Source organism: Streptomyces sp. NPDC043908, from assembly GCF_056435525.1.
Genome location: NZ_JBWKEI010000007.1, coordinates 159213 through 179678 on the forward strand (window position 1 = coordinate 159213; position 20466 = coordinate 179678).

The 20466-nt window shown below is 75.2% G+C and carries 20 protein-coding genes; 8 read left to right on the plus strand and 12 right to left on the minus strand.

The window, feature by feature from the left end:
• The first annotated feature begins 7 nt into the window (after window positions 1–7).
• Both AC069K_RS17530 and AC069K_RS17535 read left to right on the plus strand, forming a co-directional pair.
• On the plus strand, window positions 8–1450 hold the full coding sequence (locus AC069K_RS17530) for a glycosyltransferase 87 family protein (RefSeq protein ID WP_478617043.1): 1443 nt from the start codon (window positions 8–10) through the stop codon (window positions 1448–1450).
• A 2-nt stretch (window positions 1451–1452) separates the two neighbouring features.
• The gene (locus tag AC069K_RS17535; RefSeq protein ID WP_365099675.1) at window positions 1453–2256 is read left to right on the plus strand and encodes a helix-turn-helix domain-containing protein; all 804 of its coding nucleotides are present in this window, start codon (window positions 1453–1455) and stop codon (window positions 2254–2256) included.
• Here the strand turns inward: AC069K_RS17535 and AC069K_RS17540 are convergent.
• Complete coding sequence (locus tag AC069K_RS17540) at window positions 2246–2626, minus strand: nuclear transport factor 2 family protein (RefSeq protein WP_478617048.1); 381 nt, start codon at window positions 2624–2626, stop codon at window positions 2246–2248. The two genes, AC069K_RS17535 and AC069K_RS17540, sit on opposite strands and share 11 nt — an antisense overlap.
• 391 nt (window positions 2627–3017) lie before the next feature.
• Here AC069K_RS17540 and AC069K_RS17545 point away from each other — a divergent pair, with 391 nt between their 5' ends.
• Window positions 3018–4106, plus strand: coding sequence for a type III polyketide synthase (locus tag AC069K_RS17545; protein WP_365099673.1), 1089 nt, complete (start codon window positions 3018–3020; stop codon window positions 4104–4106).
• A 24-nt stretch (window positions 4107–4130) separates the two neighbouring features.
• On the opposite strand, the gene AC069K_RS17550 is transcribed toward AC069K_RS17545, so the two are convergent.
• From AC069K_RS17550 to AC069K_RS17575, 6 genes are all read right to left on the minus strand, one after another.
• Complete coding sequence (locus tag AC069K_RS17550) at window positions 4131–5711, minus strand: alpha/beta hydrolase (RefSeq protein WP_478617051.1); 1581 nt, start codon at window positions 5709–5711, stop codon at window positions 4131–4133.
• A gap of 155 nt (window positions 5712–5866) precedes the next feature.
• Window positions 5867–6013 (minus strand): hypothetical protein, encoded by a 147-nt coding sequence (locus AC069K_RS17555; protein ID WP_365099669.1) that lies wholly within the window; start codon window positions 6011–6013, stop codon window positions 5867–5869.
• A gap of 62 nt (window positions 6014–6075) precedes the next feature.
• On the minus strand, window positions 6076–6414 hold the full coding sequence (locus AC069K_RS17560; protein ID WP_478617054.1) for a hypothetical protein: 339 nt from the start codon (window positions 6412–6414) through the stop codon (window positions 6076–6078).
• Window positions 6415–6538: 124 nt separating this feature from the next.
• Entirely contained in the window at window positions 6539–7921 is a 1383-nt protein-coding gene (locus AC069K_RS17565) for an amino acid permease (protein ID WP_365099665.1), read from the minus strand.
• 66 nt (window positions 7922–7987) lie between these two features.
• The gene (locus tag AC069K_RS17570; protein WP_478617484.1) at window positions 7988–10114 is read right to left on the minus strand and encodes a phage holin family protein; all 2127 of its coding nucleotides are present in this window, start codon (window positions 10112–10114) and stop codon (window positions 7988–7990) included.
• Between the two features lie 105 nt (window positions 10115–10219).
• Entirely contained in the window at window positions 10220–10624 is a 405-nt protein-coding gene (locus AC069K_RS17575; protein ID WP_365099663.1) for a hypothetical protein, read from the minus strand.
• Between the two features lie 267 nt (window positions 10625–10891).
• Here AC069K_RS17575 and AC069K_RS17580 point away from each other — a divergent pair, with 267 nt between their 5' ends.
• Together AC069K_RS17580 and AC069K_RS17585 are read left to right on the plus strand one after the other, a co-directional pair.
• Window positions 10892–11662: an MBL fold metallo-hydrolase gene (locus tag AC069K_RS17580; protein WP_478617057.1), complete on the plus strand. Its 771-nt coding sequence runs from the start codon at window positions 10892–10894 to the stop codon at window positions 11660–11662.
• Entirely contained in the window at window positions 11662–12318 is a 657-nt protein-coding gene (locus AC069K_RS17585) for a DedA family protein (RefSeq protein ID WP_478617487.1), read from the plus strand. The genes AC069K_RS17580 and AC069K_RS17585 overlap by 1 nt, the downstream gene beginning before the upstream one ends.
• Window positions 12319–12437: 119 nt before the next feature.
• Here AC069K_RS17585 and AC069K_RS17590 read toward each other — a convergent pair whose 3' ends face one another.
• On the minus strand, window positions 12438–13652 hold the full coding sequence (locus AC069K_RS17590) for an aminotransferase class I/II-fold pyridoxal phosphate-dependent enzyme (RefSeq protein WP_478617060.1): 1215 nt from the start codon (window positions 13650–13652) through the stop codon (window positions 12438–12440).
• 124 nt (window positions 13653–13776) lie between these two features.
• Entirely contained in the window at window positions 13777–14484 is a 708-nt protein-coding gene (locus AC069K_RS17595; RefSeq protein WP_365099657.1) for an ANTAR domain-containing response regulator, read from the minus strand.
• Window positions 14485–14555: 71 nt separating this feature from the next.
• Here AC069K_RS17595 and AC069K_RS17600 point away from each other — a divergent pair, with 71 nt between their 5' ends.
• Window positions 14556–15758, plus strand: a complete 1203-nt coding sequence (locus AC069K_RS17600; RefSeq protein ID WP_365099655.1) for a PAS domain-containing protein — start codon at window positions 14556–14558, stop codon at window positions 15756–15758.
• Here AC069K_RS17600 and AC069K_RS17605 read toward each other — a convergent pair.
• Window positions 15670–16503, minus strand: coding sequence for an RNA polymerase sigma factor SigF (locus tag AC069K_RS17605; protein ID WP_478617065.1), 834 nt, complete (start codon window positions 16501–16503; stop codon window positions 15670–15672). The two genes, AC069K_RS17600 and AC069K_RS17605, sit on opposite strands and share 89 nt — an antisense overlap.
• 251 nt (window positions 16504–16754) lie before the next feature.
• On the opposite strand from AC069K_RS17605, the gene AC069K_RS17610 reads away from it, so the two are divergent.
• A complete protein-coding gene (locus AC069K_RS17610) occupies window positions 16755–17234 on the plus strand; it encodes a CBS domain-containing protein (protein ID WP_478617068.1) in 480 nt (159 codons plus the stop codon).
• 7 nt (window positions 17235–17241) lie between these two features.
• Here the strand turns inward: AC069K_RS17610 and AC069K_RS17615 are convergent, their stop codons facing one another.
• The gene (locus tag AC069K_RS17615) at window positions 17242–17832 is read right to left on the minus strand and encodes a TIGR03086 family metal-binding protein (protein WP_478617071.1); all 591 of its coding nucleotides are present in this window, start codon (window positions 17830–17832) and stop codon (window positions 17242–17244) included.
• 74 nt (window positions 17833–17906) lie between these two features.
• Here AC069K_RS17615 and AC069K_RS17620 point away from each other — a divergent pair, with 74 nt between their 5' ends.
• A complete protein-coding gene (locus AC069K_RS17620; protein WP_358990148.1) occupies window positions 17907–19424 on the plus strand; it encodes a bifunctional phosphatase PAP2/diacylglycerol kinase family protein in 1518 nt (505 codons plus the stop codon).
• A gap of 45 nt (window positions 19425–19469) precedes the next feature.
• Here AC069K_RS17620 and AC069K_RS17625 read toward each other — a convergent pair whose 3' ends face one another.
• Window positions 19470–20231 (minus strand): MBL fold metallo-hydrolase, encoded by a 762-nt coding sequence (locus tag AC069K_RS17625; protein WP_478617075.1) that lies wholly within the window; start codon window positions 20229–20231, stop codon window positions 19470–19472.
• Window positions 20232–20466 lie beyond the last annotated feature (235 nt).

A 20466-nucleotide genomic window follows, 5' to 3' on the forward strand; every position in this document is an offset into this window, starting at 1 on the left:
TGGTCGGGTGATCGCTCCGCGAACCGCCGCCGCCCCGACCGCCCCGCCCGCCGCCGCGCCCGGCGCGCTGCGTCGCTCGGCCCCGGCCGCCGTGCTGCTGGCCGCGCTGACCGCCGTGCTCGTGTGCACGTCCGTCGAGGGCGGCCGCCCCGTCCGCCCCGGCACGCTCTCCTGGTGGTATCTGGCCTGCTGGCTGCTGTTCGCGGCGGCCGCCCGGTCGCTGCGGCGGGTCCCGGCGCGCCACCGTGCGGGCCTGGTCCTGGCGGGCGGGGTGCTGGTCGCGGCGACCGGTCTGGCGGCGCCGCCGACCACCAGCACGGACATGTTCCGCTATGCCTGGGACGGCCGGGTGCAGGCGGCCGGGATCTCGCCCTACGACCACGCCCCCGCCGACCGGGAGCTGGCGTCGCTGCGCGACGACTGGCTGTTCCCCCGGGGCACGGCGTGCCGGGGTCCGGACCGGGCCCGGTTCGGCGAGGCGGACCGCTGTACCCGCCTCAACCGCCCCAGGGTGCACACGATCTACCCCCCGGTGGCGGAGGCGTACTTCCTGGGTGTCCACGGCCTGTCCCCCTCGGCCGCCCGCCACAAGCCGTTGCAGATGGGCGGCGCCGTGCTGGCGGTGGCCACCACGGGTGTGCTGCTGCTCGTCCTGCGGCGGCGCGGCGCCGACCCGGCGCGGGCGGCGTACTGGGCGTGGTGCCCCGCGGTGCCGGTCGAGGCGGTGAACAACGCGCATGTGGACGTGCTGGCGGTGCTGTTGGCCGTGGCGGGACTCGGCGCGGTCGCGGCGCGGCGCGCAGCGGCCGGCGGGGTCCTGATCGGCGCCGGGATCGCGGCGAAGATGCTGCCCGCCGTGGTGCTGCCGGGCGCCCTCGCGGGCGTGCTCGCGGGGCGCCGCCCCGACTGGCGGCGCGCGGCGGCCGTCCTCGTCCCGGCGGCGCTGTGCGTGGCGCTCTCCTATCTGCCGTACGTCCTGGTCTCGGACTCCTCGGTCTTCGGCTATCTGGGCGGGTACGCCAAGGAGGAGGGGTACGACGACGCGTCCGCCCGCAGCCGGTACGGACTGCTGCGGCTGGTCATCCCGGACGCCTGGGCGCTGCCCGCGGCGCTCCTCGTCATGGCGCTCGTCGTCCTGTACGTACTGCGCCGGGGCGACCCCGAACGGCCCTGGTCCGGCGCGCTGTTGGTGCTGGGCTGGGCGTTCTGCCTGATGACCCCCGGCTACTCCTGGTACGCGCTGCTGCTCGTCGCGCTGGTGGCCCTGGACGGCCGCTGGGAGTGGCTGGTGGTCGCCGCGGCGGGGGCCGTCTGCTATGTGACCGCGCGGGCCGTGCCGGACTCCTTCGACACGGTCAGGACGAGCGCGTACGCGGTGGCCGCGGCGGTCGCGCTGGCCGGGTGGGGGGTGCGGCGCCGGGCGCTGTCAGTGGCCCGGGTTAGTGTCTGACCATGACGACAACTGCCGCGACCGACACGGGAGTAGGGCCGCTGCTGCGCGGCTGGCGCGAGCAGCGCAGGATCAGCCAGCTGGAGCTCGCCCTGCGCGCCGACTCCTCGGCGCGGCACATCAGCTTCGTGGAGACCGGCAGGTCCCGCCCGAGCCAGGAGATGGTCCTGCGCCTCGCGGAGCACCTGGATGTGCCGGTCCGCGAGCGCAACGCCCTGCTCCTGGCGGCGGGTTACGCCCCGCGGTTCACCGAGACGTCCCTGGAGGACCCCTCCATGGGCGCCCTGCGCGAGGGCATGGAGCGCCTGCTGCGGGGGTACGAGCCGTTCCCGGCGCTGATAGTCGACGGCACGTACACGGTCCTGGCGGCGAACCGGGGCATCGCGATGCTCCTCGAAGGCGTGCCGGAGCGGCTGCTCGTCCCGCCGCTCAACGCGATGCGCCTGACCCTGCACCCGCAGGGCCTGGCGCCGCGCATCCGCAACCTCCGCCAGTGGCGCGGACACCTGCTGGAGCAGATGGAGCGTCAGATCGCGCTCCTGCGCTCGGACGCGCTGCGCGAGCTGTACGAGGAGGTCGCGGCGCACCCGGTTCCGGAGACGGCCGAAGAGGACACCTCCGAGCGCGCCGACTGCCCCTTCGCGCTGCCGCTGCGCATCGAACACCGGGGCACGGTCCTGTCGTTCCTGTCGACGATCGCCACGTTCAACACGCCGATGGACGTGACCGTCTCCGAGCTGGCCATCGAGACGTTCCTGCCGGCCGACCCGGAGACGTTCGCGTACCTCCGGTCGCTCACGCCGTAGGCGGTACGCGGTCGAGGAAGCCCGCGACGGTGGCGATCCGGCCGTCCCCGGCGAGGGTGACCACATCGGATCCGGCGACCGGCGCGGACCCGTCCGCGACCGACACCAGCTCCCAGCGGAACCGGGCCACGTCGTGGTGCCCGTCGACCGCGCCCTCCAGACGGAAGACGTAACCGGGGAACTGGGCGTGGGTGCCGCCGATGACCGCCGCTATGGCCTCGTGGCCGGTGACGTCGGACAGGGGGTCGGTGTAGCCGCCGCCCTCGCTCCAGGCGGCCTCGACGGCCTTGGCCAGCTCCTCGGCCGAGCCGGTGGCGTTCCACGCCTCGAAGTAGCGGGCGACGGCGGTCTCGTAGCGGTTCTCGGACAAGGGAATCAGCCTCCGTGGAAGTGGATCGGGAAGACAGGTACCGGGGTGGAAGCCGGGCCCCGGCCGGAGTGCGCCGCCCGGGACCCGATGGCTCCACCTTGCCGGGCGGGGGTGGCGGGGGTCGATTACCGCCCAGGTAATGCCGTCCGGAGGGCGGTCCGGGTGGGGCCGGCCGGCCCGGTCCGCCCCGGGTCGTCGCGGGCCCGTCCCGGGGGCCCGTCACCCGAGTGACCTACCCGGTCCGTAATATCCCTCTAATCGGTTAAATGCCCCCTTCGAGGACATGCCCATGATCACGCTCGGGGATACGTCACAGGCACACGTCCGCACACCCCTGGAGCACCCGCGTGGAAACCGCAGGCGTCCGCCCGGCAGGAGACAAGGAAGTTCCATGGCCACCCTGTGCCGCCCCTCAGTAGCCGTACCCGACCATGTGATCACGCAGGAGGAGACGCTCGCCCTTGCCCGTGAGACCCACGCCGACCACCCCCAGCGGGACCTCGTCCTGCGCCTCATCCAGAACACCGGGGTCCTCACCCGCCACCTCGTGCAGCCCATCGAGGACACCCTGCGCCACCCCGGCTTCGAGGAGCGCAACCTGCTGTACGAGGCGGAGGCCAAGGCCCGGGTGCCCGGGGTCGTCCGGCAGGCGCTCGCCAATGCCCAGGTGGAGCCGCAGGAGATCGACCTGATCGTCTACGTCTCCTGCACCGGCTTCATGATGCCGTCGCTGACCGCCTGGCTGATCAACACCATGGGATTCAGGACCGAGACCCGGCAGCTGCCGATCGCCCAGCTCGGCTGTGCCGCGGGCGGCGCCGCGATCAACCGCGCCCACGACTTCTGCACCGCCTATCCGCGGGCCAACGTACTGATCGTGTCCTGCGAGTTCTGCTCGCTCTGCTACCAGCCGACCGACATCGGCGTCGGCTCGCTGCTCTCCAACGGTCTGTTCGGCGACGCGATCTCCGCGGCCGTGGTGCGCGGCGAGGGCGGCACGGGCGTACGGATCGAACGCAACGGCTCGCACCTGGTGCCCAACACCGAGGACTGGATCTCGTACGCGGTGCGTGACACCGGGTTCCACTTCCTGCTCGACAAGCGCGTCCCCGGCACCATGGAGATGCTCGCTCCCGCGCTCAAGGCGCTGGTCGCCCAGCACAGTTGGGCCATCCCGGACATGGACTTCTTCATCGTGCACGCGGGCGGCCCGCGCATCCTGGACGACCTGTGCCACTTCCTGGAGCTGCCGCCGGAGATGTTCCGCTTCAGCCGGGCCACCCTCACCGAGCGGGGCAACATCGCCAGCTCCGTGGTCTTCGACGCGCTGGCCCGGCTCTTCGACGAGGGGGGCGCCGCCGACGGGGCGGGCGGCCTCATCGCGGGTTTCGGCCCCGGCATCACGGCCGAGACGGCGATCGGGCGCTGGGTCGCGGCGGCCCCGGTCCCGGCTGCGATGGCGGCGGCGATGAGCACCTGAGACCCGCCGCGCCCAGAGCCCGCCTCAGCGCTGCGAGGGCGTCTCGCGGGCGCAGGACGTCCCCGCGGCGGGCAGGACGCCGTCGAGCAGGAAGGCGTCCGCCGCGTCCCGGACGCACTGCGAGGCGGTGTAGCCGCCGTGCCCCTCGCCCTCGTAGGTGAGGACCACGCCCTTGCCGAGGCGCCGGGCCGTCTCCGCCGCCCACGGGTAGGGGGTGGCGGGGTCGCCCTTGGTGCCGATGAGCAGGGCGGGGGGCGCGCCGGTGCGGTGGATCGAGCGGATGTAGTCCGTACCGGCGGGCCAGCCCGTGCAGGAGATCGCCGCGCCCACCTGCTCGGGGCCGAACATGGGGCTGGCCTTGGCGAACCTCGCCTCCAGTGAGGCGAGTTCCGCGGCCGGGTCCTTGGCGCGCACCGGGTCGTCGGCGCAGTTGACGGCGAGGAGCGCCTCGCGGCTGTTGTCGTCCTCGGTGCGGCCGCTCCGCGCGTCCTTCCCCGCGAACTGCCGGGTGATCTCCTCCAGGAGCGCCGGGTCGCCCCGGTCGTGGAGGGCCGCGATGCCCCGCGCGAGCGCCGGCCACAGCTGCTCGGCGTAGAGCGCGTCGGTGAGGGCGGTCCGCAGGTCGGCGGAGGTGAAGTCGGCGCCGGAGGCGGTTTTGGCGCCGGCGCGGTCCAGCCGGGCGACGGTCGCGTCCAGCGTGCCGGCCGCCCGGGCGCTGCTCGCTCCGAGCGGGCAGCGGGCGCCCCGGGCCGCACAGTCCGAAAGGAAGGCGTCCAGAGCCTTCTGGAAGGCCGTGGCCTGGGCGAACGCGGACCGGGCGGCGTCTGCCGTCAGCGAGTCCACGGCGTCCAGGACCATCCGGCCGGTGCGCCGGGGGAACTGCGCCGCGTAGACCGCGCCGAGCCGGGTGCCGTAGGAGATGCCGAAGTAGTTCAGCTTCCGGTCGCCGAGCGCCCCGCGCAGTACGTCCAGGTCGCGCGAGGCGTTGATGGTGCCGACGTACGGCAGGAGCTTGCCGGTGGTCCTGCGGCACCCCTCGGCGACCGCCCGCAGCTCCTCGACGAGCTGGGCCCTCCCCTCGGCGTCATCGGCCGGAACGCTGCCGGAGGAGCCCTCGATGACCTCCTCGGCCTCGGCTCCGCAGCGGACGGGGGCACTGCGGCCCACCCCGCGCGGGTCGAAGGTCACCAGGTCGTAGGCGGGTGCCAGGCGCGCGGTGTCGGCCATGAAGTCGCCGAGCCCCTTGAGGCCGGACTCCCCCGGGCCGCCGAAGTTCAGCACCAGCGACCCCTTGGGGGCGCCGGCGCGGGCCGGGGCCGCCCCGGTGCCCGTGCCGGTGGGGCCCTCGCCCGACTCGGCCGCCCGCACCCGGGCCACCGCCAGGGCGATGGTGCCGTCCTCGGGCCGGGCGTAGTCGATGGGCACGGTCAGCTCGGCGCACTCCATGCCCTTGGGGGCGTCCTTGACCGTGCAGCCGCCCCAGACCAGGCGCTGGGAGTAGAAGCGGCTCAGATCGGGCTGGGCGCCGTCCGCCGCGGCCGGGACCGCCAGGGCGAGCAGCGCCATCGCCGCACCGGCCGCGCCCGCTGTCGTACCTCCGCGCATGGCAGACCTCTCGGTCGGGTGTTCCCGGAGCAAACGTAAGCCGCCGAACGGAGTACCGCACGACGGACCGCCCGCTGTCGTCACCCTCCGTGAGAACAGCAGGTCACCAAGGCGGTGGCCAGGAACGGGCCACCGCCCTGCCGTGGGGGTCCCGGCTACTCGCCGTGCGGGTCGGCCGGAGGTCGGCGCGGCTCCTCGCGGGGTTCGGGGTCCTCGCGTTCGGGGGTCGCGGTGGCCGGTCGGATCCGGGCGGCCTCGGCGCGCAGCATCGCGTTGAGCGCCGCGAAGGGGTCGATGGGCATGGCTGAACCACCTCGCTGTGCTGGTGAGTTGACGTACCGCTGGTTCGTTCCGCACGGAACGCTCAGCAGCGCAGCACCACACAGCGCACCCCGTCGGGGGAGGCGGGCCGACCGGGACCGCCCCGGGCCGCCGCGGACCGCCCGGGTCCGGCGGGTCGGGGGGCCGCCGGCGCGGAGCGGGTGTCCGGCGCCGGGCGGCTCGGGCGGGCCGCCGTCCGGGGCGCGGGGGCGGCCTCGTCGGGCTGCTCCTCGCCCACCGGGCCCGGCACCATCGTGGAGGCGGCCGCCCGGTCCACGGGCGGCCCCGCCGCCTCCGCCCCCGGCGCCGCCCCGAGCAGCGCGGCCACCACGAGCAGCACCACGAGGGTGCGGCGCAGGGTGGCGGGGAGAGCGGGCGGCATGCCACAACCCTGCCCGCGAACGACCGTGACCTGCTCGGATCCGGGCGAGATCCCCTCTCCCGGGTGAATGTCCGTCAGCGCGTGAACTCGTCGGACCGGCGGGCCAGTCGGGCGCCCGTCCCGGTCATGCCCGGACGCTCTCCCGTACCGCCTGCTCGGGCAGCTCCGCCGCGTCCTGGCCCGCGGCCTGCTTGCGGGCGGCGAGGACGGCGTACACCAGCACGCCCGCGAAGAGGAACAGCACGCCCTGGTAGACCGCCTGGTAGCCGGAGCCGGCGACCAGCCAGAGGGAGAAGGCGGCGGCGAGCGCGGCGAGCAGGCCGTCGCGGACGAGCCGGCCGCGGTGGACGCGGTCGGCGCGGCCGGAGGCGAGGAAGTAGATCTGGGCGGCCGTGGACAGCAGATAGGGGACGGTCGCCGTGAAGGTGGTGACCAGGACCAGCATCTCGAAGACGCCCTTCGAGCCGGCCGTGTAGTTGTAGACGGTCAGCGACGAGGCGAGGACGACCGTGACCAGGACGCCCACGGTGGGCACGCCGCGGTTCTTTCGCGCGAAGGCCCGCGGGAACAGTCCGTCGCGGGCGGCGGCGTACGGGGTCTGGGCGCTCAGCAGGGTCCAGCCGTTGAGGGCGCCGACCATGGACACCAGGGCGGCGACGGCGACCGCGGTGCCGCCCCAGGCGCCGCCGAACATGGCGTTCACGGAGTCGGTGAAGGGGGCGGTGGAGGTCACCAGCCGGTCGTGGGGCACGGTGCCGAAGACCGCGAGGGTGCCCAGGAGGTAGATCAGGGCGGCGCCGAGGGTGCCGAGGATGGTGGCGCGGCCGACGTTGCGGCGCGGGTCGCGGACCTCGCCCGCGCTGACGGCGGCCGACTCGACGCCGAGGTAGCTGAAGAGCAGGATCGCCGCGGAGGCGGAGACGGCGCCCATCGCGCTGTGGTCGTCGGCCTGGAGGGGGCCGAGGTTGGCCGGGTCGAAGAAGAAGAGCCCGCCGACCGCCACCAGCAGCAGGGGCGCGAACTTCAGGACGGTGGAGACCAGTTGGACCGCGCCCACGTACCGGGTGCCCGCGAGGTTGGCGAGCGCGGGGAGCCACTGGAGGGCCAGGGCCGCCGCGATGGTGGCCGCCTTGTCGCCGTGCAGGGGGACCAGCACGTCGAGGTAGCCGACGGCCGCCACGGCGAGCGCCGCGTTGGAGACCCAGGTGGTGATCCAGTACGACCAGGCCGCGAGGAAGCCCGCGAAGTCGCCGAACGCCTCGCGCGCGTAGACGTAGGGGCCGCCGGTCCGCGGCAGCCGCTGGGCCAGACGGCCGAAGACCAGGGCCAGCGCGATCGCGCCGACGGTCAGGACCGCGAAGGCGAGCAGGCTGATGGTGCCGAAGGGGGCGACGGACGCGGGCAGCAGGAAGATGCCGCCGCCGATGATGTTGCCCATGACCAGGGCGGTCGCCACCGGCAATCCGAACTGCCGGGCATGCCTGCTCTGGGTGTCCTGCGTGGTCATGGGGTGGTGCGCCTCTCTCCGTGCCAAAACCCGTTCATGGTCGGGTACGGAGGGCCCCGCTCAAAATCACGCGGATTTGTCCGGTACGGCCGCCCCCTCAACCGGAAAAGGTCCTTCCGCTTCTGCCTCGGGCCGCGGAATCTGCGGGCCGGCCGAAACCGGCACCTGCGGCCCCATGCACTCGCGCAGCCACCGCCGCAGCACCCGGTGCACCTGCTCGGCGCCCACCAGCAGGTCCCCCTCGGCGACCGGCGCCGACAGCACGCGCGGCCACAGCAGGAAGGCGTGCGCCTGCTCGCCGCCGAGCCCGCCGTGCGAGCCGATCTGCTCCTCGAAGGCGTGCACCTCGCCGGTGACCGGGTCGTACATGGAATTGATCATGATGTCGGCGGTGTGCGGGAAGGTGTCGGTGCGCCGCACGGCCTCGGCGGCGCCCGGCCCGAACCCGGTCAGCGGGCCGCTGCCGTCCCGCAGTTCACCGATCGGCACCTCCTGGAGGCGGTCCGCGTCCGCCCCGCCGATGACGACCGCGCCGTGCTCCTCGCTGCGCACCAGCAGGAAACCGATGCCGGGGTGGCCGGCGAGGGTGCGCAGGAGCGCGGGGTGGCGGCGGTCGATCTCCTCGCGGCTGAGCCGCCCCGCGGTGCCGGGGAAGGAGACGAGGCCGAGGTTGCCGGAGGCGAGCACGACCGGGTCGGAGGCGGGGCCCGGCTCCCCGTTGCCCGCGACCGGCCGGTGCAGCGCGACCCGCACCGCGTCCCGCGCCTCCGCGCCGCTCCTGGTGCGCCCGGCGCCGCGCGGCACGGGCAGCCCGCACCCGGCCCGCACCAGGTCCTTCAGGGTCAGTCCGTAGGCACCCGCGAAGGTCTCCCCCGGGCTCTGCCCGTGGTCGGACAGGAGCACGATCCGGTACGCGCGCGGGGCGTGCTCGGCGACCTTGGCGAGCAGCGCGATCGACCGGTCAAGACGTTCCAGGACCTTGCGGGCGTCCCGGCCGCGCGGCCCGGAGTGGTGGGCCACCTCGTCGTACGCCACCAGGTCGGCGTAGACGGCGGTGCGCCCGGCGAGCATGTCGCCGATCACCGCGGCGACCACCACGTCGCGTTCGACGACGGTGGCGAAGGCCCGGATGAACGGGTAGAGCCCGCCGCGCCGCACCCGCGGCGTCTCGCCGCGCAGCCGGGCGCGGGTGGACTGGCCGATCTCCCGGCCGACCTCGGCGACGAAGGAGAGCGCGGTGCGCACGGCGTTGGCCGGGTCGGAGAAGTACGCGAAGTAGCCCGCCCGGGAGCGGTTGCGCGGGCCGCGCCGGGCCGCCATCGACAGGACCAGGGCGAGCTGGTCGGCGCCGCCGGAGAAGAGGTTGCCCCGGCTGGCGCCGTCGACGGTGAGCAGTCCGGCGTCGCCGGTGCGCTCCACCGCGCGGCGCTGGAGTTCGACGGCGCAGGCCGGGCGGTTGGAGACCATCAGCTCGCCGGTCTCCTTCTCGTACCAGCGGAACGCGGGCACGTCGAAGGTGGAGCCGTGCAGGATGCCGAGCTGGCTGGCGCCGGTCTGGCTGGACCAGTCGGTGCGCCAGGGGGTGAGCCGGTGGGTGCGCTCCAGCCAGCCGGCCACCGTCGGCATCAGACCGGTGCCGACCGCGTGGCACAGCACGTCGTGGCCGACGCCGTCGAGCTGGAGGAAGACCGTGCCGGGCGTCTCCTCGCCCGGCCGGTCGTCACCGCGTCTGCGGCGGCGCCGGTCGGCCAGGCGCGAGAGTCGGCGCCGGTAGGCGTTGTCGTCGCGGACCGCCAGCGCGGTGGACGTCGCCGAGGCGACGGCCGACATCACCGCGGCCACCACCACCGCGGTCTCCGGCTGGGCCGCGCCGCGCCCGCTGGGGATCAGGCTCAGCGCGATCAGCAGCAGCGAGCCGTTGAGGAAGAACACCAACAGGCCCAGGACCAGGGCCGGGACCAGCAGGAAGGCTCGCACCACCAGCGGCCACACCAGGGCGCTGAGCAGACCGAACGCCCCAGCCCCCCAGACCGCGGTGAGCGCGACGCGGGTGATGCTGTCGCCGCCCGCGGACTTCAGCCGGAAGTCCGGGAGGATCCCCGCGAGCGCCATCATCGTGAGGGTGGACACCGCCCACACCACGACCACCCGCACCAGGGCGCTGCCCGCCGTTCGCCATCGCCCCGCACTCACGCCGCTCGTCACTGCCTCTCCGCCTGGCCCGTTCACCCCCAGCGTGTCACAGGGGCGGGTCGTGGCCGACGCGATGGACCGGCGGCGCGGAGCGCGGGGTGGGCGTCAGCAGCCGTCGTAGCCGGCGGTGGGCATCGAGAGCCTGCGGTGGATGTGGGCCTTCTTGGCCGCGTCGTAGTCCGGTTCGACCAGCCCGGCCGTCTCCAGCCGCACCCCGCGCCGCTCGCACTCCGCGGAGAAGTCCGGTACGGACGTCAACGCGCGCGCCAGGACGCGTTCGTTGGGCGCGACGAAGAGGTCCACCTGGCCCGCCTCCACGTCCGTCCACAGGCCCTCGTGGTCGGGGCGCAGCCCGTAGAAGAGCAGCTGCCGGGTGACGACGTATCCCTTGTCGGCGGCCCAGCGCGCGCACATCTCGTGCTGGCTGCGGGTGTCCACCAGGAAGGGGTCGAGGTCGAGTTCCTCCAGCGGGGTCAGACTGGCGATCGCCGCCACTCGCACGTCACCCATGACCGACCCCCATGCCCTTCGTCGTGGTGCCGACCCTACTCCTGGTTCACGGCGGCGAGGAGTAGCCGCATGAGTGGCAGATCTTCCAGCCGTCCTGGGTGACCGCGAGTATCCCGCCGCAACGCGGGCACTGCTCCGAGTGCATGATCATGCCGGGCCTTCCCTTCGTGACCGATGAGTACCCCGGGCCCCGTCCGGTGCGCCCCCCGACACATAGGCTCGTACACAACAGCGCGCACGGTGGTTTTCGAGCGGAGGAGATTTCGGGTGCCGGTGGAGATCACCTGGTGGGGTCATGCCACCTGCACGGTCGAGGACTCCGGCGTGCGGGTGCTCACCGACCCGCTCTTCGCCCGGCGGCTGGCGCATCTGCGCAGGCGGCAGGGGGCTCTGCCGCCGCCCGATGCGGCCGTCGCCGACGTCGTCCTCGTCTCGCATCTGCACGCCGACCATCTGCACCTGCCCTCGCTCGCCCGGCTCGCCCCCGGGACCCGGCTGGTGGTGCCGCACGGCGCGGTCGCGGCCGTGCCGGGGCTGCGCCGACTCGGGCTGCGACTGACCGAGGTGCGGCCCGGGGACCTGGTCGAGGCGGGCGAGGTGCGGATACGGGTGGTGAGCGCACGGCACGACGGGCGCCGGCTGCCGTTCGGGCCGCACCGGGCGCCCGCGCTCGGCTTCGTCATCGAGGGCCGGGCGCGCACCTACTTCGCCGGGGACACCGGGCTCTTCGACTCGATGGCCGAGGAGGTCGGGCCGGTGGACGTGGCGCTGCTGCCGGTCGGCGGCTGGGGCCCGTTCCTGGGCCCGGGCCATCTGGACGCGGGCCGGGCCGCCGAGGCCCTGGCGCGGCTCGACGCGCGGGCGGCGGTCCCGGTGCACTACGGCACGTACTGGCCGATCGGGCTCGACGGGGTGCGCCCGCACGAGTTCCACGCGCCCGGCGACGACTTCGTCCGCCACGCGGCCCGGCTGGCGCCCGGGGTGACGGTGCACCGCCCGGCGCACGGCGAGAGCGTACGGCCCGGGGCCACCCGGTGATCGCGGCGTTCCTGGCACGGGCGGCGGCCCAGGTGCCGCCGGAGCCGACCCAGCAGGCGCTCGGCTATCCGTCCCTGTTCATCCTGGTGGTCCTCGGCTCGCTGGTGCCGGTGGTGCCGACCGGGGCGCTGGTGTCGACGGCGGCGGTCGTCGCCTTCCACCAGACTGCGTGGTTCTCGCTGCTGCTGGTCTTCGGGGTGGGCGCGCTGGCCGCGTTCCTGGGGGACGTCGGCCTGTACTGGCTGGGGCGGCGCGGGGTGCGCTCGCGCGGCGGGTCGCGGTGGCTGGCGGCGCTGCGGGGCCGGGCGGCCCCGGACCGCCTGGCGCAGGCCGAGGAGAAGCTGAACCGGCACGGGGCGGCGGTCCTGGTCCTGTCCCGGCTCGTCCCGGCGGGCCGGATCCCGGTGATGCTGGCGTGTCTGCTGGGAGGGATGCCGCTGCGCACCTTCGTCCGCGGCGACGTGCCCGCGTGTGTGGCCTGGGCCGGTGCGTACGGCCTGATCGGCATCCTGGGCGGCTCGCTCTTCCCGGAGCCGTGGCAGGGCGTGGTGGCGGCGGTGGCGCTGACGGTGCTGATCGGCGCGGCCCCGGCGGTGTGGCGCAGGGTGCGGCACGGCACGCCCGCCGAACCGGCCGAGGCGCCGCACCCCGAGTAGCGGGCGGGCGGGGGGCGGGAGGGGCGCCGTGGAACCATGCGGTTCGGCGTCCCGCCCGCCCACCACCGGTCCGGGCCCCCTGACCGGCACCTGGCGCTCGCGCTGGGGCAGCCGGGTACTCACAGCCCGGCGAGGGCCTCCGCGAACGTGGTCAGGGCGTGGCGTACATGCGGCAGTCCCAGCGGGTCCGGTGCCTGAAGGGTTCGCGCGGCCTCCTCCTCGGTCGCCCCGAGCAGCGGTCCCGTGGCGAGCCGGGCGCGCAGCGCGCCCAGTTCGTCGCCGAAGCGGTGGCCGCCGGGGGCGGGGGCGCCCAGCCGGGCGGTCAGGTACTCCTCCAGCTCCATCGAGTCGGTGACCCCGCGCGCGGCCAGCCGGCTCCGCAGCCCGCCGAAGTCGGCGTAGAGGTGGCGGCCCGCCTGCGGGGGCCGGGCGAAGGCCCCGGCGGCGAGGACCGCGCGGTGGGCCTCGGTGGCGAGGGCGCCGTGCAGGACCGCGGCCCGGCGCATCCGTACCGCCACCGGGTCGGGCTCGCCCAGGGCGTACGCCGCGGCCTCCGCGACCGGGCCCGCCACCACCGAGCCGAGCGCGGTGAGGACGTCGAGGGTACGGGCCCGGCGCTGGGCGCCGTGCTCGGTGCCGGGGAAGCGGGCCACGGCGGCGGGCCACCCGGCGGGGGTGAGCGCGCCGGACAGGTCGGACAGGACGGTGACGTCGTCGGGGCACATCTCGGCGGGGCTGAACAGGACCGTCTCGTGCGGCCGGTGCAGGGTGTCGCGCCAGGTCTCGTCGCTGATGATGTGCAGTCCCTCCCCCACGGCCGCCTCGCACGCCTCCCGTACGGTCTCGGGCGGCGCGACCGTCGCGGCCGGGTCGTCGGCGACGGAGAGCACCAGGACCCGGGGCAGCCCGCCCTCGGTGCGCACCCGGCGCACGGTCTCCAGCAGGGCGTACGGATCGGGCACCCCGCCGCACTCCGCCGGGGTCGGCACGTGGAAGGCGGGCCGCCCGAGGAGCCGGGCCTGCGGGGTCCACCAGGCCGGGCAGGGGCGGGGCAGCAGGACGTCGCCGCCGAACGAGGCGAGCAGGGCGAACAGGAGCGGCTGGGCGCCGGGCGCGGCGGCCACCAGGTCCGGGTCGCAGCGCAGTCCGCGCCGGTGCCAGTAGCCGCAGGCGGCGCCGCGCAGTTCGGGTCCGCCGCCCGGGGGCTCGGGCCGGGTGCGCCCGGCGGCCTCCGCCAGCACCTCGGCGAGCCGGGGCAGGACGGGCAGCCCGGTGCCGGGGGCGGGCGGTCCGTACCGGACGGGTCCCCGGCCTTCCGCCACCGTCCCGTGCATGCGCCGCCTCCTTCGCACCGTGCGGTCCGCCGTTTCGGCCCTTGAGCCCTTTATACGGAGGTTTGCTCCGCAGCGCCGCTCCTCATGCCCGCCCGGCCGTTCTCGATCCGGTGCCGACGTCCGTTCAGGAGAGGCGGGTGAGGGCGGAGAGCTCGTCCTCCAGACCCCGGCCCTTGGTCCGCACCACGCCCTCGGCGACGTCGGACAGCTTGCGGTTGGCGTGCTGCGAGAGGGTGCGCAGCAGCGCGAAGGCCTTCTGCGCGTCGCAGCCCAGGACGTGCATCACGATGCCGCTGGCCTGGTCGATCACCGGGCGGGTGCGCAGCGCGGCCTCCAGCTGCTCCACCTCGGCCAGCGCCGCGCGGTAGCGTCGGTCGCGGGCGATCCCGGCCGTCGCCTCCTCGCCGAGGATGCTCACCGGGCCGCTCACGGCGTCGTCGAGCGCGCCGGGACGGAAGCTGTAGAGGCTGAGGGTGACCTCGATGCCGCCGCGGCGGAACGGAAGGGTCACACAGGACCGTACGCCCGACTCCAGGGCCACGGCGCGGTAGCCCGGCCAGCGCTCCTCCGCCAGCAGGTCTCCGGTGTCCACCGGGGCGCCGACGTCCAGCGCGGTCGGGATGGGCCCCTCGCCGCACTCCAACTGGACGCTCACCAGCGGTTCGAGGTCGGGGTGCGTGGCGGTGACACGGCGCTCGGGACCGCTGTCGGCGAGGGTCGCGACGGCGCCGCAGGAGGCGGGCGCGCAGCGCACCGACTGCTCGGCGAGCCGGGAGAGCCGGCCCACGGGCGAGACGGGGTGCGGTCGTTGGTGTTCCGGCTCGGAGAACATGGGAAAACCTCCTGAACCGCGCATTCCCCGCGCCGGGACCGGGAAACGGCGCCAGCGGCTAACTTGCTGCTATGACGCAGACGGTGGACGAGTTCGGCGAGGAACTGGCGGACTTCGTCAGACGGGTGGGCGAGCTGCGCACCGCGCGCTCCCAGGACGCCGGGGAGCAGCTCACCCTCCTCGACGCCGCGCTCTTCGAACTCCAGCACGTGGCCGACCAGTTGTGGCCCCGCTACGAGCGGTGCGTCGCCGACGCCGCGGGTGCGGCCGGGTCCCCGGGCGACCGGCAGGAGCGGCTGCTGCTGAAGGCGCTGTTCCAGCGGCTGCCGCTGCCGGTGGCGCTCGTCGACCGCGAGACGGTGGTGCGCAGGCTGAACTTCGCGGCCACCCATCTGACGGGGGCCCGCGCCGGTTACGCGACCGGACGGCCGCTGGCCGCCCTGCTGATGCCGGGCGACCGCGCCGCGTTCCGCTCCCAGGCGGCGGCCGTGGCCCGCGGCGAGGGCGACCGGGGGCTGACCGTCCGCCTCCAGCAGCGGCCCGCGGAGCCGCTGTTCGTCACGCTGTCCGCGCTGCGTCCGCCGGACGAGCCGCAGCCGGCCGTCCTGGTGGTCTTCCAGCCGGGAATGTCGCCGCCCGCCCCTGCCGCCGTCCCGGTGCCCGAGGTGCCCGATCTCACCGAGTCGACGCGGCACGCCCGGCTGATGGATCTGGTGGACACGATGGCGGGGGCGCTGCTGCGGCTGCCGCCGGGGAATGGCGCCGAGGTGCTGGAGACCGCTGCCCGGGTGCTCTGCGGGCGCTTCGCCCAGTGGGTGATCGCCGATGTGGTGGAGGACGGGCTGCGGCGCGTCGCCGTGCTGGGCCCGGCCGCCGAGGAGGACGCCGGACTGCGCCGGGCACTCGCGGGGCAGGACCCGGCCCGCGCCCCGCTGGTGGCCGAGGCCGCCCGGGCGGGGGTGACCGCGCTCCAGCTCCAGCCCGAGGACACCGACGGGTTCGGCCACGACGCCGCGGGCACGGCGGTCCTCGCCCGCGCGGACGTGACGTCGCTGCTGTGCGTACCGCTCGGCGCGCCCGGCCCCGTACAGGGGGTGCTCACCCTCTTCCGTACGGGTGCGGCCCGCCCGTTCTCGATGGCGGAGGCACAGGCGGTGGACGTGATGTCCCGCCATGTGGCGCTGGCTATGCGGCGTCCCGCTCCGCCGGAAGGTGAGCGGCCGGGGTCTGCTCCCGCAGGGCCTGATCCCGCAGCCGAGTGCAGCAGCGGGTGATCAGCCGGGAGACGTGCATCTGGGAGATGCCCAGGTCCTCGGCGATGCTGCTCTGTGTCATGTCCCGGAAGAAGCGCATGTAGAGGATCTGGCGCTCGCGCGGCGGCAGCCGGCGCAGCCCGGGCTTGACCGACTCGCGGTCGACGACGACGTCGAGCGCCGGGTCGGGCGCGCCCAGGGAGTCGCTGAGGCTGTACCCGTCCTCGGTACCCGGCAGTTCGGCGTCGAGGGAGAGGGCGGAGAAGCTGTCCAGCGCTTCGAGACCGGCCTTGACCTCGTCCTCGGTCATCCCGGTGTGCGCGGCGATGTCCGCCACGGAGGGATTGCGGGAGCCCCCGCTCTGCATGAGCTCCTGGCGGGCGGCGCGGACCCGGCCGCGCAGGTCCTGGACCCGGCGCGGCACGTGCAGGGTCCACATGTGGTCGCGGAAGTGGCGCTTGAGCTCGCCGGTGATGGTCGGCACCGCGAAGCTCTCGAACGCGGCGCCGCGCTCCGGGTCGTAGCGGTCGACGGCCTTGACCAGGCCGAGGGCGGCGACCTGGCGCAGGTCGTCGAGGGCCTCGCCGCGGTTGCGGAACCGGCCGGCCAGCCGCTCGGCCATCGGCAGCCAGGCGCGGACGAGCTCCTGGCGCAGCGCGTGCCGCTCGGGCCCGGGGGGCAGGGCGGCGAGACGGAGGAACGCGTCGGCGGTGTCGGGCGCGTCGTCGTGCGAGTGCTTGGCTGTGGCAGGTGCGTACGTACGCATGCGGACAGCTCCCTGGGGACGGTGTAATCGGATGGTGGTCACCGCTGGGAAGGGGCTGTGCCGGGGGCCGCGGCCGGAGCACGGGCACGCCCGGAGCGGACAGCCGCTCCCACGGACGTGCCTCCGGTCCGAAGCACGACGTGCGCCTGCCCGGGGTCCCGCACTCCAAACCCCCCGGATTTCGGGCATGGCCGTCGTGGGCGGGGGTACTGCGCCAGGACCGATCCGGCACGGAGGAAGGGCGGACAGCGATGGCACGGTACGTCCGTGAGGTCATGACGGCGGGTGTCGCGGCCGTACGGCCCGACGCCTCACTGGTCGAGGCGGCCCGGCTGATGCGCGCCCAGGACGTCGGGGACGTGCTGGTGGCCCGGGGCGACCGGCTGATCGGGGTGCTCACCGACCGGGACATCGCGGTGCGCGCGGTGGCCGAGGGGGTCGATCCGCTGGCGGTCAGCGCCCAGTCGGTGTGCACCCGGTCCTCGGTGACCGTGCGCCCCGACGACGAGCTGGCGACGGCGCTGCGGCTGATGCGGCGGCACGCCGTGCGGCGGCTGCCGGTGGTGGAGGGCGGCCGGCCGCTGGGGCTGGTGAGCCTGCGGGACGTCACCGCGCACCAGGACTGCCGCCCGGAGCCCCCGCGGAGCGGCCCGGCGGCGGCGCCCCGTCCCGCCCGGGTGCCCCGCCAGGGCCGCTGGGACGACCGGCCGAGGCCCCCTCACCTTCCCTGATTCGCCGTCAGGCGGTACGGCCCAGCATCGCGAGCAGCCGCGTCTGGGCGTCGGCCCCCTCGGGCACCGCCACGGGCGCGGCGAACAGGCTCGGCGGCAGCTGGTCGGCGTAGCCGCCGAACTCCCGGCTCGCCGCGTCCACCAGCGCGTCCGGCAGCCGCTCGGCGGCGCCGATGGCTCGCGCCAGGTCCCAGGAGTGCACCACGGCGTCCGCCGTCAGCTGCGAGCAGTACGCGGCGGCGGGCGTCCTGCCGTACGAGAGGTCGACCGTGCCCTCCAGCGCGCCCGGCGCGGCGAAGGCGGCCTCCGCGGCGGCCCGTACGGTCTCCCAGACGTCCGCCGGGTCCTCGCCGAGGACGTCGCCGTCGAAGGCGTCCCCGACCTCGGCGATGGTGCGGCCCTGTTCTACCAGCGGCGGCACCCACAGCTGCTCGACGGCCAGATGGTTGACGAGGTCACGCACGGTCCACTCGGCGCACGGCGTGGGCAGGTCCCACTGCCCGGGCCGGACGGCGTGGACGTGGGAGCCGAAGAGGGCGACGGCCTCGCGGTGGAGGCCGAGGAGCCGGGCGCGGTCCGCGGACGCAGGGGAATCCATGAGGCCACTGTGTCCGACGGGAGCCGACGGCTCAAGCACGGATTGCGCTGTCCGCGGGCGGGTACCCATGGTCCATGTCTTTTCCGTCCCAGCCGTCCGTGCCACCCCCCGTCGAGCGTTCGTTCTGGACCGGCGGCCTGCCCCGCCGCCTCAGCGACCGCGACCGCGAGCTGTTCCAGGTGGCCGCCGGCCGCAACTGGCCCGGGGCCCGCGCGGTGTTGCCGCGGCTGAGCCGGGCCGCCGACCACGGGCTGCTCTGGTTCGGCGCCGCCGCCGCGATGGCGGCCACCGGCTCGCCCCGGGCGCGGCGGGCGGCGCTGCGCGGGGTGGCCTCGCTCGCGCTCGCCTCGGCGACCGTCAACACGGTGGCCAAGCGCTCGGTGCAGAGGCCCCGGCCGATACTGGAGCTGGTGCCGCTGGTGCGGCAGTTGAAGCGCCAGCCGATCACCACGTCCTTCCCGTCCGGCCACTCCGCCTCGGCGGCGGCCTTCGCGACCGGGGTCGCCCTGGAGTCGCTGGGCTGGGGCGCGCTGGTGGCCCCGGTCGCGTTCTCGGTGGCCGCCTCCCGGGTGTACACCGGGGTGCACTATCCGGGTGACGTCGTGGTGGGCGCGGCCCTCGGCGTCGGCGCGGCCTTCGCGGTCCGCGGCCTGGTCCCCACCCGGCGCCAGCTGCCCGCGCCCGGGCGCCCGTACACGGAGGCGCCCGCGCTGCCCGGCGGGGAGCATCTGGTGGTGGTGGTCAACGAGCGCTCCGGCACGGCCGCCGCCAAGGCCTCGGCGGTGCGCGACGCGCTGCCGCTGGCCGAGGTGATCGAGTGCGCGCCCGAGGACCTGGAGGCGACGTTCGACAAGGCGGCCCGGCGCGGCCGGGCGCTCGGGGTGTGCGGCGGCGACGGCACGGTGAACCGGGCCGCGGTGGCCGCCGCCCGGCACGGCGTGCCGCTCGCGGTGTTCCCCGGCGGCACCCTCAACCACTTCGCGTACGACCTGGGCATCGAGGAGGTCCAGGACACCGCACGCGCGCTGGAGGCGGGCGACGCGGTCAAGGTGGACCTGGGCCGGTTCACGCCGGGCCCGGACGGCACGGCCGCCGGGTACTTCGTCAACACCTTCAGCCTCGGGGTCTACCCGGAGCTGGTGCGGCTGCGCGAGCGCTGGTCGCCGCGGATCGGCGGCTGGCCGGCCGGGGTGCTCGCGGCGTTCGAGGTGCTGCGCGGCGAGCGGCCCCTGGAGGCCGAGGTGCACGGCAAGCCGCACGCGCTGTGGCTGCTGTTCGCGGGCAACTGCATCTACCAGCGCCTCGGCCCGGCCCCCGCCCACCGCTACGACCTGGCCGACGGACTGCTCGACGTGCGGGTGGTGCACGGCGGCAGGCTGCCCGGGCTGCGGCTGCTGGCGGCCGCGCTCGCCGGACCCCTCAGCCGCTCCCCCGTCCACGCGGCCCGGCGGCTGCGCCGACTGCGCATCGGCGCCCTCGCGCCGCGCACCCCGGTGGCGTACGACGGGGAGGTCGCCCACATAGAGGGTGAGCTGACGGTCGACAAGCTGCCCGAGGCGCTGACGGTGTACCGGCCGCCGGTCCGCGCGTGAGGCGCGGGCCGGGCGGTGAGGCGGGCCGGGCGGTGAGGCGGGCGTCTAGTCGGTGAACGTCGCCCCGGGCTTGAGCAGCCGCAGCCGCTCGCCGAGCCCGGCGGCGGCGAACGCCTCGGTCAGGGAGTCCGCACCCTCGCTGAAGTGGCCCCAGTGCTCGAAGTGGAGCGGCACGACATGGCGGGCGCCCAGGATCTGGGCGGCCTCGGCGGCGGCCTCGCTGGTCAGGGTCAGCGGGGCGCCGTCGAGGAGCGCGGTGCGCGCCGCCCCGGCGAAGAGCACGGCCACGTCGACCGGCCCGAAGCGCTCGGCGATCGCGCGGACGTGGTCCAGCGAGGCGTTGTCGCCGCTGATGTAGACGGTGGGCACCGCGTCGCCGTGCAGGACGAAGCCGGTGACCTCGCCGGTCACCGCCTCGGCGCCCTCGGGCCCGTGGAGCGCGGGCACCCCGGTGATCCGCAGCCGTTCACCGAGTTCGTACGTCCGCCAGGTGGGCAGCGCGGTCACGGCGTCCCCGAGCCTGGTGTGGGCGGCCGCCGTCGACAGGACGAGCGGCACCCCGGCCAGATAGGCGCGGCCGGACTCGTCGAGGTTGTCGGGGTGCTGGTCGTGCGAGAGCAGCACCGCGTCCACGGCGCCCATCTCACCGGCCTCGACGGCCGGTCCCGCCGTCTTGACGAGCTTGCGGCCCGGTCCGATCGGATAGTCGCCGGGCGCGTCGAAGGTCGGGTCGGTGACCAGCCGGAAACCGCAGATCTCCACGACGGCGGTCGGGCCGCCCACGTACCGGATCGCTACCTCACCCATGGTGCCCTCCCAAGTGGTCTTCCTTGCTCGGCAGGGGTAACGCACCCGACGCTACGGGGTGTTCCACCCCTGCGGTAGTACGGACCGCGCGGAGCGCGCCCGCCCCGGAGCGCGCCCGGCGGACTGGACCGCGCGGTCCATATGGTGAAACACAGGTCTCACCATGCGACATGGCGGCGTACGGTGGCCGTACCGACCGCACAGGTCGGACAGCTCCGACAGGGAGAGAGGGAGC

Coding starts and splice junctions, on each gene's coding strand:
- AC069K_RS17600 (WP_365099655.1), top strand. CDS start 14,556: ATGACGCAGACGGTGGACGAGTTCGGCGAGGAACTGGCGGACTTCGTC.
- AC069K_RS17545 (WP_365099673.1), top strand. CDS start 3,018: ATGGCCACCCTGTGCCGCCCCTCAGTAGCCGTACCCGACCATGTGATC.
- AC069K_RS17560 (WP_478617054.1), bottom strand. CDS start 6,414: ATGCCGCCCGCTCTCCCCGCCACCCTGCGCCGCACCCTCGTGGTGCTG.
- AC069K_RS17595 (WP_365099657.1), bottom strand. CDS start 14,484: ATGTTCTCCGAGCCGGAACACCAACGACCGCACCCCGTCTCGCCCGTG.
- AC069K_RS17610 (WP_478617068.1), top strand. CDS start 16,755: ATGGCACGGTACGTCCGTGAGGTCATGACGGCGGGTGTCGCGGCCGTA.
- AC069K_RS17625 (WP_478617075.1), bottom strand. CDS start 20,231: ATGGGTGAGGTAGCGATCCGGTACGTGGGCGGCCCGACCGCCGTCGTG.
- AC069K_RS17555 (WP_365099669.1), bottom strand. CDS start 6,013: ATGCCCATCGACCCCTTCGCGGCGCTCAACGCGATGCTGCGCGCCGAG.
- AC069K_RS17575 (WP_365099663.1), bottom strand. CDS start 10,624: ATGGGTGACGTGCGAGTGGCGGCGATCGCCAGTCTGACCCCGCTGGAG.
- AC069K_RS17550 (WP_478617051.1), bottom strand. CDS start 5,711: ATGCGCGGAGGTACGACAGCGGGCGCGGCCGGTGCGGCGATGGCGCTG.
- AC069K_RS17565 (WP_365099665.1), bottom strand. CDS start 7,921: ATGACCACGCAGGACACCCAGAGCAGGCATGCCCGGCAGTTCGGATTG.
- AC069K_RS17535 (WP_365099675.1), top strand. CDS start 1,453: ATGACGACAACTGCCGCGACCGACACGGGAGTAGGGCCGCTGCTGCGC.
- AC069K_RS17620 (WP_358990148.1), top strand. CDS start 17,907: ATGTCTTTTCCGTCCCAGCCGTCCGTGCCACCCCCCGTCGAGCGTTCG.
- AC069K_RS17590 (WP_478617060.1), bottom strand. CDS start 13,652: ATGCACGGGACGGTGGCGGAAGGCCGGGGACCCGTCCGGTACGGACCG.
- AC069K_RS17605 (WP_478617065.1), bottom strand. CDS start 16,503: ATGCGTACGTACGCACCTGCCACAGCCAAGCACTCGCACGACGACGCG.
- AC069K_RS17615 (WP_478617071.1), bottom strand. CDS start 17,832: ATGGATTCCCCTGCGTCCGCGGACCGCGCCCGGCTCCTCGGCCTCCAC.